Origin of the sequence: Candidatus Methanoplasma cognatum, assembly GCA_009777615.1 — an archaeon.
In the GTDB taxonomy this organism is placed as follows: domain Archaea; phylum Thermoplasmatota; class Thermoplasmata; order Methanomassiliicoccales; family Methanomethylophilaceae; genus Methanoplasma; species Methanoplasma cognatum.
The window spans coordinates 16,513-27,696 of the sequence record WRLM01000005.1 but is presented as its reverse complement, the minus strand read 5'-3'; the positions used below and the strand labels follow the sequence as shown (position 1 = coordinate 27,696).

General features: G+C 54.0%; 10 protein-coding genes and 3 tRNA genes. 3 read left to right on the top strand and 10 right to left on the bottom strand.

The genetic code is table 11. From position 1 onward, the window contains the following. Positions 1 to 499: 499 nt before the first annotated feature. The 6 genes from FWG96_06325 to FWG96_06300 form a co-directional block, all read right to left on the bottom strand. Positions 500 to 667 (bottom strand) — tRNA-Trp (locus FWG96_06325). An 18-nt stretch (positions 668 to 685) separates the two neighbouring features. After that, positions 686 to 793: a 50S ribosomal protein L41e gene (locus FWG96_06320; GenBank protein MCL2032863.1), complete on the bottom strand. Its 108-nt coding sequence runs from the start codon at positions 791 to 793 to the stop codon at positions 686 to 688. A gap of 46 nt (positions 794 to 839) precedes the next feature. After that, positions 840 to 941: transfer RNA gene (locus FWG96_06315), tRNA-Arg, on the bottom strand. Between the two features lie 52 nt (positions 942 to 993). Continuing rightward, positions 994 to 1,563 carry a hypothetical protein gene (locus FWG96_06310; protein MCL2032862.1) on the bottom strand — a complete coding sequence of 190 codons (570 nt, stop codon included), beginning with the start codon at positions 1,561 to 1,563 and terminating at the stop codon, positions 994 to 996. 70 nt (positions 1,564 to 1,633) lie between these two features. Then, positions 1,634 to 3,445: a VWA domain-containing protein gene (locus FWG96_06305; GenBank protein ID MCL2032861.1), complete on the bottom strand. Its 1,812-nt coding sequence runs from the start codon at positions 3,443 to 3,445 to the stop codon at positions 1,634 to 1,636. A 32-nt stretch (positions 3,446 to 3,477) separates the two neighbouring features. Continuing rightward, the gene (locus FWG96_06300; GenBank protein MCL2032860.1) at positions 3,478 to 4,512 is read right to left on the bottom strand and encodes an ATP-binding protein; all 1,035 of its coding nucleotides are present in this window, start codon (positions 4,510 to 4,512) and stop codon (positions 3,478 to 3,480) included. Between the two features lie 126 nt (positions 4,513 to 4,638). Here FWG96_06300 and FWG96_06295 point away from each other — a divergent pair, with 126 nt between their 5' ends. Then, entirely contained in the window at positions 4,639 to 5,046 is a 408-nt protein-coding gene (locus tag FWG96_06295; GenBank protein ID MCL2032859.1) for a hypothetical protein, read from the top strand. Between the two features lie 59 nt (positions 5,047 to 5,105). After that, on the top strand, positions 5,106 to 5,315 hold the full coding sequence (locus FWG96_06290; protein ID MCL2032858.1) for a hypothetical protein: 210 nt from the start codon (positions 5,106 to 5,108) through the stop codon (positions 5,313 to 5,315). Positions 5,316 to 5,499: 184 nt separating this feature from the next. Here the strand turns inward: FWG96_06290 and FWG96_06285 are convergent, their stop codons facing one another. The 4 genes from FWG96_06285 to FWG96_06270 form a co-directional block, all read right to left on the bottom strand. Beyond that, on the bottom strand, positions 5,500 to 6,171 hold the full coding sequence (locus FWG96_06285; protein MCL2032857.1) for a suppressor of fused domain protein: 672 nt from the start codon (positions 6,169 to 6,171) through the stop codon (positions 5,500 to 5,502). Positions 6,172 to 6,235: 64 nt separating this feature from the next. Continuing rightward, on the bottom strand, positions 6,236 to 6,826 hold the full coding sequence (locus tag FWG96_06280) for an isochorismatase family protein (GenBank protein MCL2032856.1): 591 nt from the start codon (positions 6,824 to 6,826) through the stop codon (positions 6,236 to 6,238). Positions 6,827 to 7,058: 232 nt separating this feature from the next. Then, positions 7,059 to 10,223, bottom strand: a complete 3,165-nt coding sequence (locus FWG96_06275) for an InlB B-repeat-containing protein (protein MCL2032855.1) — start codon at positions 10,221 to 10,223, stop codon at positions 7,059 to 7,061. Between the two features lie 217 nt (positions 10,224 to 10,440). Continuing rightward, positions 10,441 to 10,513 (bottom strand) — tRNA-Ala (locus FWG96_06270). A gap of 114 nt (positions 10,514 to 10,627) precedes the next feature. On the opposite strand from FWG96_06270, the gene FWG96_06265 reads away from it, so the two are divergent. Beyond that, positions 10,628 to 11,170 carry a ClbS/DfsB family four-helix bundle protein gene (locus FWG96_06265; protein MCL2032854.1) on the top strand — a complete coding sequence of 181 codons (543 nt, stop codon included), beginning with the start codon at positions 10,628 to 10,630 and terminating at the stop codon, positions 11,168 to 11,170. Positions 11,171 to 11,184 lie beyond the last annotated feature (14 nt).

Sequence of the window (11,184 nt, the reverse complement as noted above, 5' to 3'; positions counted from 1 at the left end):
ATCGTAGTCGCGGTTTCACTGATCCTGCTTACGCTCTATCTTGCAGGTTTCCTCTGAACTGATTATGAAGACGGACAGCGTCCAAGAGGTACGGCGCAAATGCGGCCCTTTACACTAGAGATAACGGTATCTCGGATCGATCCTTGCCACATATAATGGATAAGCCAATGCGCAAAGGGAAGCAATAAGAGAACCACCGCTTATAGAGAATACGTTCTAAGCGATGGGATCATACGCCTGCCAGCCTTGCCCGAAGAGCGGCTGGGACGACCATACCCATGTCGGGCGTGAGGATATGCCTTGATGGGGCAGAGACATTTTCAAAAGCGTGATCTGTAACGATGTGGGACGCGATAGTATAGCGATTCTGTGCTGAAGATAAAATCATACCTCTCCGGCCCCCAGGCCGGAGATCAATCGGGGCGCCGCATAATTTTTAAAAACGAGAAGAGAAGAGTTTTATTGGAAGAGGTTTAAGAGGCCAGCTAGTTACGCAAGGTGGGAGCAGAGGGATTTGAACCCCCGTCAGCGGGTTTCCACCACGGAGGGAGCTACCCTCCGCGAAATTATGAGTCATCGCTCCAGTTACTCATCAACTGTCAGCAAGCTCTCCTAATCATTCTCGATAACTGGAGCCCGCCAGTCTGCCAGGTTAGCCTATACTCCCTTGATGTCACTGTCAGGATCACTTCTTGCGTAACTTTGCTGCTCTCTTTCTTCTTCTCATCTTCTTCTTGCGCCATTTCCAACGCTGGTTGCCGCGTTTCTTCCAGGCGCGTGAGCTTCTTTTCATGCTATTTCCTCTTCGCGGATGTCCATCGCCGCAACGATGCATCCTTTGGCGGGCCCGTCGGGACTTTCGGTCCCCTCGTCAGGAACTTTCGAACCCGAGGCGTCTGGCTTAGAAGGCCAGCGCTATATCCTGGCTAAGCCACGGGCCCCGCCAACCTCCATCTACTACTATCATTTAAAGCTTTACATGCGGTCACGATGTCAGTTGCCGCCTGTCACGAAGTCGTACAGCGACCCGTAACCGGTGAACATGAGTATAGATTCGATTATGCAAACGAGCGCCAGCACCAGCAGAAGGGGCCACCAGTTGAACAGCTTTCCGAACAGTTTGACGATCGCTTCCGCGAAATGCAGTATCATATACACAATGGCGCCCGCTACGAAAGCGACTATTACCCTAGGCCAGCCTTCGGCCAGGAACTCCAGCCCTGTGCCCATCAGGCTTCCTAGCAGAACATAAACGAGCACCATCACCAGCAGTGCTCCGATGACCGCGAAATGGACCTCACGGAACGGCCTTATAACTAGAGTGAACCCTGCAACCGCTATCAGAACGGCGGCGAAAAGATTCCATTCGGCATACGACGAGATGACCATGGCGATCATTATTACACCGAATATTAACCCCAGCCCCATGAACACCTTGTACTTCTTTGAGTGTTTGTCTTTGACATAGCTGAAGACAATCAGCAACGCGATCAGCCCCCCTACCATGAGCATTATCTCGGGAGCGTGGGCCGAAATGAAATCAGTTATCGATTCCGCATCCATGTTTTGTGATATCTGTCGAACATTATAATGATGACCATGATGCCGCCGATGCATCCCCTCTCTCAGCGGGTCATACGTACTGGAGATCGTCCAGTCTTATGTATCTGCCGCCCAGCATCTTTGAGAGATTCAGCGCGTGGTTTATCTTTCCCGGGATCAGACTGGAATCTATGACTATCCATTCCGTATGCGGTATCTTCATTACGGCGGCCACCTTTTTGATCTCGATGGTCGCATCCTTCCCCCTTTGGACCGGATATGTCGCTTCGCCGTCGGTTATAAGGATCACATAGCATCTCTCTTCCGAGTTCTTCCGGACGTAGTTCATCATGTATTCCCTGATGAGCATGAGCGCGGGGCCTAGGGGGGTCCCGTCGCCGGTCGCCGTATTCTCCAGGATATCGCATATCCCTTCGGCGGAGCGCGTGAATGGGACGGATATCCTTACCTCCCCTGTCCTGAACGTGAGGAGCGCGACCTTATCCCTTTGGACATAGCTGTCCATGAGCATGGCTTTGACGCCGTTCTTTATGTCCTGCATCATCCCGCTTTTCACCAGGGAGCCGCTTACGTCAACCGCAAAGAGAAAAGAACAGGAATCCTTTTTGATCCGGATCTTATCTCTTATATCCTGCGGCTCTATGTTTATGCTCAGCCCCTTACTTCTGCGAGACCTCTGATACGGCGCGGCGGCGCGCACGGTCGCGTCGAAGGCGGGATCTGTCGACCTCCCGTCAGGTATCTTGAACCTGCGGTACCGGCCGGTCAGTTTGTTCGTCGTCATGTTCTTCCTTCTTCCGACCTTTCCGGCTATCCTGTGCAGGCGCACCGCTTCGACGTTATCCATGTCCTCCAGTCTTTCTTTGACCGAGTTCGTTATCTCCGCCACGGTGCCCAGGTTCTCTTTGACCGCGGAGGTTCCGTCGTTGACGTACTCTTCCTCCTCGTCCCCCTCGTCCTCTGTTCCTTCCGGAGGTTCCGGCATGGCGGCCGCCCGCACATCCTCCTGAGGGTTGTCCTCCTCATCGGGAGCGTCGCTCTTCTGCGTGTTGATGATTCCCCTTTCCTTTACCGCGGCCTTCCTTCTGTGAAGGAGACACATGATGGCCGCATCTTTTATGTCGGCATCGGTGACCGCGGTCCGCCCGCCGAGGGCGGCGAGCACCTTAGATACCTTTGCCACAGAGATATCAGCGCGGTGCCCTTTGACATCCAGATCCAAGCATACTCCGGATATTTTTTCCAGATCGGACCGCGTTATCTCCGTTTCTTTAAGAATGGCCTTTGCGCCGGATATCCGGAGCAGAACTTCGGAATCGTCCTTCGAGTACCTTTCGGCGAACCCTTCCGGGTCCGCGTCGAACTCCAGGTTCGATATTATTATGAGGCTTCTGTCATCCTCATTGTCGGCGGAAAATGACTGGACGCAGATGTCGAATCTGTCGGCTATGCTGTCCGGCAGCGTCTGCTCGGCGGGATCCATCGTTGCGATGACCGTGGTTTTGAGACTGTATTCGGCGGATATGCCTTCTCTTTCGACCACCACCTTCTGTGATTCCACACAGTCCATTATGGAACTGATCGTCCTTGCGTCGAACAGATTGATGTTGTCGATATACAGTATGTTGCCGTCGGCCCTCTGCAGTATCCCGTCCTTTATCGCCGTCTTCCCGAACTTTATGGCATCCTCTATGTCAAGTCCTCCGAACAGCTGCTCGTCGGTCACGTTCTGGGGCACGTTCACTATTTCCTTATCCGGAAGTATGTCCACAAATGACCTTACGATCACGCTTTTAGCCGTACCCGTCGGGCCTTTTATCAGCATACCCAGGAGATCATCGTCCGCCGCGACGCACTCAAGCGCTTTCTTGACGTCCCCCATGCCTTTTACTGCGGAAAAGGGAAGACAGCGCCTCAAAACTCCTGAAGACATATCCTTAGTTCTCCGATGTCAAACTTGGAATCCTCGAATGGTTTTCTTTTTATACGGTGCGTCAGGACCATGGGCGCGACGGTCGCTATGTCCTCTTTGTCCGCCTTCTCCCTTCCGTCCAAGGCGGCGTTGGCCCTTGCCGCCCTTACCATTGTTATGTCCGCTCTGTGGCCTTCCATCTCGAAATACAAGGCGACATGGGATGCGAGAGCGATGATCTCTTTGTCCGCCGCCGCGCCGAACAGGATCTTCCTTGCGTTCAGCACGCTGTCCTTTATCCGCCGGGTCTCTTCCGCATAAGCTTCTGTGAACCCTTTTGGGTCCGCGTCGAAAGCGAGTCTCCTCGCGACTATCTCCGTCCTTACCGGCAGATCCTTCTCGCCGCGTATCTCCACGCACAGGCCGAATCTGTCGAGAAGCTGCGGCCTGATCTCCCCCTCTTCGGGGTTCATGGACCCGACTAAAATGAACTTCGACGGGTGTTCGAAGGATATCCCTTCTCTTTCGACATAGTTAACGCCCATGGCCGCCGCGTCAAGCAGAAGATCGACCATGTGATCCTCCAAAAGATTCACCTCGTCCACATAGAGCAGGTTTCCGTTGGCCTGCGCCAGCACGCCGGGTTCGAATTTCTTTTTCCCCGTTTGCAAAACATGTTCTATGTCCAGCGTCCCGGCTATCCTGTCCTCCGTGGCGCTGAGAGGCAGTTCGACCACGCGCATCGGCGATCTCTCGGATTCCAGATTTGCTCCGGACGCGGCCGCCTCGGCGCAGTTCTGACACAGTCCTCTGCTCCGTTTCGGATCGCAGTGGTATATGCAGCCTTTAACGTGTTCGACCTCCGGAAGGACCTGGGCGAGGGACCTTACCGTCGTAGATTTCGCAGTTCCTTTCTCCCCTTTGATGAGGATCCCCCCTACGCCTGGATCGACAACGTTCAGAAGCAGAGCGGTCTTCATTTGCTCCTGACCGACGATCGCCGCGAACGGAAACAGCAACTGTTTTTCTTTTGACATGGGATATCGTATGCTTCCTATGATTAATTAATTCCCATGGTACAACTATGTAGTTTCGGTACTTTCAGGCACCTCTCAGAACCGCTTAAGTATCAGCACGGCAGGTAAGAAGGATGGTAAAAAAACATGACCAAAGCGAATCGTGCGGGCGGCGTTCCGGAGTACGACGGGGATGGTCCCGACTACTATGAGTTCATAGGGATAAAGTGGTGCGAGCAGTGCAGACAGGAGACCTGCACATGCCCCAGATACGTCAGATCGCAGAGGGGAACGGTGCTTTGGATGCACGAGGACATCGGGGCCATGATGATATCCGTCGAAGACGGCGCCCAGCCCTGGGAGATGATCGGGCGGTGTTACCATGAGATAGAACCGGAAAGCGGCGTCGATTACGTGTACCAGCTGATGGATTACATGACCGGCCCGCTGCACGGCTGCGTCTTTCAGGTGAAAAGGGTCGGCGACCGATACACCCTGCCTGACGAGAACGGACGCATGAGAGGCATGGGATGGAAACCGAGGATAACCGTGTGATATACGTAGCTAACTGTAGTATTCGTCTTTTATTAACTGACGGCCTCAATCTACCATACATGCCGACAGAAAACACAGAAGGGGATTATGAAAACACATTTGAATTCAAACAGTACTCGATATTATTCATCATCAGGGACCTGTTATCATTTTCCAAAGAGATGATAGCCGAGAATCATGAAGAGGACCCGGTATTCCTGAGCGAGATGCTTGAGATGGTAGAAAATAGGATTGGACGGCTGACCGGCCTGATACCGGCAGGGCCGTGAGAGGATCTATCGCTCCGTTTCCGTTCGATATGGTCATTTGTGCGGGCCGGGTCGGTGGCTAGCGCATCTTCCTCCGGAGCGCATGTATCCCGCCCCGGTTTCCCATGCTGGTCTCCGTTTCCCGCCGTGAACCTATCATTCGCAGGCGTCCCGCCTTTCGTTTCGCCATTTTTTCTTATATTCTTCAAGACCCGCGTCTTCTCTCTTCCTTGCCGCGCACCACATTCCTGCGGACTGGGTCTAACACCATGTCAAAGTCTTTGGGAAAGAGATCTTCCAGTGCTTCCGCCCCGTGTTCGATCTTGAAATCCATCTCATCTTCATACAATGGCAGCACCTGATAGAAGTTGATCTCATCGCCGTTCGGCAGACTGCAGACCGCTGCTTCCTGCCCGAAAAGATACGGCATGGTGATCAATGCGCCGCACAGTTCGGTGTTATCCGCATACGGTTCCTCGTTCGACACAGTATGACCGTAACCCAGCCACGTGCGGTTATCGCCGGGAAGGCGGGCGATCGACTTAAGGCATCGGATAGGCCAGTACCAATTCTCATCCTCATTCTGGATGTCCCAGTCGGGCGGGAGGGCTATCAGGACCTCGGCCCTGTCGAGACCCTTGCCGCGCAGTTCTCTGGGCACCTTCATGCGGTGTGCGCCCATACCCATGGTGACCAGTGTGTAATAATTGCGCCGAGGCGCGGGGTCCACTATGCATATGTCCACATGTATATCCGGCGAGAATATCTCATGGAACACATTTTTAAAATCGCCGAACTTGGCGGCGATGTGAGATTCCACCGCCTCCATCTCATGTTCGGTATAAAGTTCTGGCAGCTGCTTTCTTTTGAACACCATTACGGATTCATTTAGCGGCATTATATACCTTCGTCTTCCATGAAAGCGGCGGCCGTTGTCCGCATCAGGAAGGATCCAGCCTCTGGAACTCTGTCCCGCGCATCTTCGTCGCCACCGGTATCTTCGTTGTACGCAGGTTCTCCCCGACCTCATCCGCATTGAACGTTTTGCACAATGTGTACGCGGCCTCGTTGTATTTGTCCTCGGTGGCTATCGTCCCGCCTACCAGCATATAGGGGCTGATGTTATGCTCGAACGCTCCGAAGTATGTTCCCATGACGCAGAGCTGAGTGACCATTCCGGCAAGAAGCACGCTGTCGCAGCCGCACTCTCTGACGGCGTCCGCCAGCTTTGTCTCTATAAATGAATTCATGTGGATCTTATGGATCAGGATGTCTCCGGGATCGGACACTATGCCATGCAGGTATTCGTCGCCATCGTCTTTGCTGTACGGTGAACATTCGCACGGGCCGTCATAATGAACGAATATCACCGGTCTGCCGTTATCACGGAACATGGCTGCGACAGTGTTTATCGTTTCGATCTCATTTTTATTCCCTCTTTCCGGTATGGATCCTCCGGTGAACTTCCTCTGAACGTCCACCACGACTAAAGCTATCTTCCTGTCCTTCTTCTCCGGCATGAAATCAGGCATATGATGGAGCATACGTCCATAGGTTAATATTTATGACGGTGGGGGAATGCGCATCTTCCCCGGAGACAGGGTAAAAGAAAAGGTGCATTCGCAAGCAGAAGATCGGAATGAAACAAACGCTGGGTCATGGCCCCGAACGATCTGTTGGCATCATGGTCAGTGCTGATCGTGCCGAAAAGATGTGATTAAAAGAGAGAAGGGGGCTGTGCCCCGTTTTATTAAGATAGTTTTATCACGGATGATTTTCCAGGTAGATCTTGTCCGATACATATTCCCCCGGTATGGTGTATATGCCCCTGTCGTCAGGGAATACATACTTCCACGATCCTCCCTCTCCGATACGGTAGGCTATTCCTCCGGCGTATCCTCCCTTTACCGTAAAGGTGTACGGCGACCCGCTTTTTGCTCTGCTGTCACCGGTTATAGAGAGATTTTGTTTGAAGACCTTGTGAAAGCCTTCCTTTGGCATGATGGCCAAGGCCGCGGCGATGACCACTATGACAAAGATAATGGCGTTGATGACGGTCCACTTGTCAACAAAGGTCATTGGCAGGCTCATGTCCTCTGTGATTATGAAGAACAATATGCCCGCAACAGCGGCTATTGCCGCGACCAACATCCAAGCGAAACTGCGTCCCGCAGATTTCGCGGTCTCGTCACGTCTGCCTTCCCTTTCCTTTTCTTTCCGCATCCCATCGACAACGGCAACGATAGCGATGACAATGCCTATCAAAGCCAATATCAAATTCAATAAGGCCCACTCTCCCTTTCCGGATACGTGGGGCGAACCGATAGTTTCTTCATACAGGGCTTTGACGACCAGATCGGAGGTAATATAATCGAACGGCTTGTCCCAGCCGGCGAAAACATAGCCTTCGCGCGACGGGTCGGGGGGCGCAACTGCGGCGGCGCCGTACGGCACCTTGTCCGTCTTGAGCACCGTGTTGTCCCAATCGACGAAAGTGACGATATATGCCATCTGCCATACAGCATAGAGGGTCGTGTTGGTGTATATACGGAAACTGCCGCCGGGTATGTGTGTGGCGGCGGTGGCGGCGGGGTCGACCGACCAGCCGAGGAATACATGGTCCGTTTTGACCATGTTGCTCTGCCCGAGGATGGTGACGGAGTCGCCGCTCAGGTACCTCCCGCCATCGACCGGGGCCGTGCCATAGGTGTTGCCGTTGCCGTTATAGATCACAAAGTACGTCGCGGGCGTCGGCGGTATCGGCGGCGGCGTGGGGGGCAGCGGCGTCCACTGGGCATAAACTACTGTATCTGTGGTGATCACCGGGCTAGAATCTGTATAAACAGTTCCGGTGCCGTCCCTTGAAGCATTCCAGCCCGCGAACTCATAGCCGGCCCAGGCCGGATCCGCGGGCATCTGCGCACCGATGACGGTGTTCCTCGCCACCGTTATGATTTTGAAGATGGTGTCGTCTGAGGCAGAATGATTCTGCATGAAGGTAACAAGCGTGAGCTGGGTGCCGCCTGGATAACTTATATCAAAATTGTTGTAGCCCTGATCGAACGGGTCGGTCCAAATGACCCCCTCGCCGTTGTTGCCTATCTGGGCATAGTAGGTTGCGTCATCCGACGGATCCCTGGAATAGGCGGTACCGGCGCTGTTGCCCGAGAACACCACTCCGGCCGCTACGGTGACCTTGTTGAGATAGGCGCGGGACACCCATATGCCGCCTCCGCTCGAGGGTGTGCTGTTGTTCGTTATGGAGCCGCCGTTGATCACAATGTTGGCAGTGGGGTCGAAGGAGTAATTGAGATATATGCCGCCTCCGCCGCCGGAGACGGTGGAATTGCCCTCAACGGAGCCCCCCTCCATGGTGAATCTCCTGGCCTCGTTGAAGACGCCCCCTCCCCATGTCGCAGAGTTGCCGATGATGGCCGCATTGTCATACATGGTGAAGAACCCGTAGTTGTACACGCCGCCTCCGCTGCTATACTGGTACAGCAGCCCCTTGTTTTTCGATATGATAGCGTCACCGGACATGTCAAAGATGTTGTTGAGGTAGTTGAACACGCCTCCGCCGAAACGGGCCTGGTTCCCTACGATCTCACCGCCGCTCATCGTAACGGTGCCCCACCAGTTGCATATACCGCCGCCGAAGCCCGAGTTATATGGGGGTAAGGTTGGGCCCATTATGGCTTCGTTGCCGGAGATCGTCCCTCCGGACATGTTGATGACTGCCTGCCCGTCATTGTTCACGCCGCCGCCTATGTAGCTGGCCTCGTTGTCCGAGATCGACCCTCCGAAAAGGTTGAACACTGTGCCGGTAGCGTAATTGTACACGCCGCCGCCCTCGGCGGCCTTGTTGCCGGTGATCACGGAGGGGACACCGCCGCTGTCCTCCTGCATGTTGAAGGTTCCCCGGTTATACACGCCGCCGCCGGAGTAGCCGTTACCGGTACTGTTGCCGGATATCTCTCCGCCGTTCATCGTAAACAGGCCGAGGCTGTTGTACACGCCGCCTCCGCCGCCGTATAATCCCTTGTTCTCGGAGATCGTTCCGCCGTTCATAGTGAACTCGGCGGCCGCGCCACTGATGGAGATGCCGCCGCCGTACATGTTCGACGTGTTCCCTGAGACCGTGGCCCCGGCGTTCATTATGAATATGCCGGTGTTGTAGATGCCTCCGCCGTACGAGTTTGCTTTGTTGTCGGAGACTGTCGCGCCCGGGTTCAATATGAGCGTGCCCGCATTATTTACGCCGCCGCCGTATTGAGAGCCGGTAACATTCCCGCCGGTGATGATTATGTCCCTGAGGTAGAGCGTGCCGCCTGCCGTGACGCTGGCCACGCGGCCGAGCCCGGCCGCATCGATGGTGAACGGCGCGCCTGGAACATCCGCGCTTGTGAACTTGATGATCTTATTTGCCGGCACGGTGATCGTATTCGCCGCTGCCGTGAATGTAATGTCGGCGGTCAATTCTATGGATACGGGGTCGCCGTCGGCCGCTGCGGTGATGGCCGCCTTGAGCGCGGCGAGGTCGCCAGCCTGGACGGGCGTACCCCACTGTCTGTCGAACCCTGCATATAATTTCAGATCACCGTATACCTTTTTCGTAAAATCAAAGGGTTCCGCTTCCCCTGTCGCGTACCAGCCGCTGAAGTCATATCCGGGAGGAATATCGGTGGGGCTGCCTGGGTCTTCGCATGTCCCGCCTCTGAGGACGTGCTGCTCATCGAACGACGGTACGAATTCCCTTAGGTCGTGCAGATTATCGGGGTCGTTGCCTGGACCCCAGGTGATGAAGGAGATTGAATATTCACTGCCCTCGGCTGTGTGGGAGTTATACTGGAATACAATGACCGCCGCCGCCAGGACGACCGTCAGACACAGCATTATACCCACTATCTTGTACCAAACTATTTTCTTCATTGCGAGACCACCATTTTTCTTTCAGAGTGTTTAGAAGGCCAATGAGTTGACGTTTGTTAAATCTATATCGTTGCTTTGAGTATATGTATATTTCATAGCTACTGCTAGGGATTCTATCTATGGGTCCTTATGAAGTTTGAACGCAGCGCTTCGTCGCAACCGTTGCGCAGACAGCCTATATCTCGCGCTCAGCCCTTAAACAGTACAAAAGTAGAAGTGGACAGGGCGAGATTTGAACTCGCGGCCTCTACCATGCCAAGGTAGCGATCTTCCAACTGATCTACCTGCCCGTGTGTCCTCCGAACGAAGAGCCATTATTAAAGATTTGGCTTAATCTCCGGCAGATCCCCGGCAGGCGCGAACAAAGATATATTACGACAGCCTTTGAAAAACCGGGATGACCCATGCCAAGACCGACGACGAAGGCCGAACTGATCGGCGCCGCTACGGAGCAATTTGATAAACTATGGAAAATTATTGACTCCATGCCCGATGATGTGCAGAACAAAGCGTTCGATTTCGGCGATGCCGCCGATAAGAAGGAGGCGCATTGGACCCGCGACAAGAACTTGAGGGACGTACTCATCCATCTTTATGAATGGCACCGGATGGTCCAAAGGTGGTATGAGGAGGGGACCATGAAAGGCGGTATGCCCGCGGTACCCGGAGAAGGCTACACTTGGGTGACCCTTCCCGATCTCAACATGGAGATCTGGAAAAGATACCAGGATGTCCCTCTTGAATCAGCGAAGGAAATGCTCAGAAAAAGTCACGGGGAAATAATGAAGACCATTGAGTCCCATACGGATGAGGAGCTGTTCTCCAAAGGGATCTACAAATGGACAAAGACCACAACACTGGGGGCGTATTTCATCAGTTCCACGTCCAGCCATTACGACTGGGCAGTGAAGAAGATCAAGCTGCATGCCAAGACGTGCGGGAAATAAGCCGGCGGCGGGCA

Bases quoted from the DNA above. Each gene is read 5' to 3' on its own strand.
- FWG96_06280 (MCL2032856.1), bottom strand. From the start codon at position 6,826: ATGCCTGATTTCATGCCGGAGAAGAAGGACAGGAAGATAGCTTTAGTC.
- FWG96_06300 (MCL2032860.1), bottom strand. From the start codon at position 4,512: ATGTCAAAAGAAAAACAGTTGCTGTTTCCGTTCGCGGCGATCGTCGGT.
- FWG96_06290 (MCL2032858.1), top strand. From the start codon at position 5,106: ATGCCGACAGAAAACACAGAAGGGGATTATGAAAACACATTTGAATTC.
- FWG96_06310 (MCL2032862.1), bottom strand. From the start codon at position 1,563: ATGGATGCGGAATCGATAACTGATTTCATTTCGGCCCACGCTCCCGAG.
- FWG96_06305 (MCL2032861.1), bottom strand. From the start codon at position 3,445: ATGGGGGACGTCAAGAAAGCGCTTGAGTGCGTCGCGGCGGACGATGAT.
- FWG96_06285 (MCL2032857.1), bottom strand. From the start codon at position 6,171: ATGGTGTTCAAAAGAAAGCAGCTGCCAGAACTTTATACCGAACATGAG.
- FWG96_06320 (MCL2032863.1), bottom strand. From the start codon at position 793: ATGAAAAGAAGCTCACGCGCCTGGAAGAAACGCGGCAACCAGCGTTGG.
- FWG96_06275 (MCL2032855.1), bottom strand. From the start codon at position 10,223: ATGAAGAAAATAGTTTGGTACAAGATAGTGGGTATAATGCTGTGTCTG.
- FWG96_06265 (MCL2032854.1), top strand. From the start codon at position 10,628: ATGCCAAGACCGACGACGAAGGCCGAACTGATCGGCGCCGCTACGGAG.
- FWG96_06295 (MCL2032859.1), top strand. From the start codon at position 4,639: ATGACCAAAGCGAATCGTGCGGGCGGCGTTCCGGAGTACGACGGGGAT.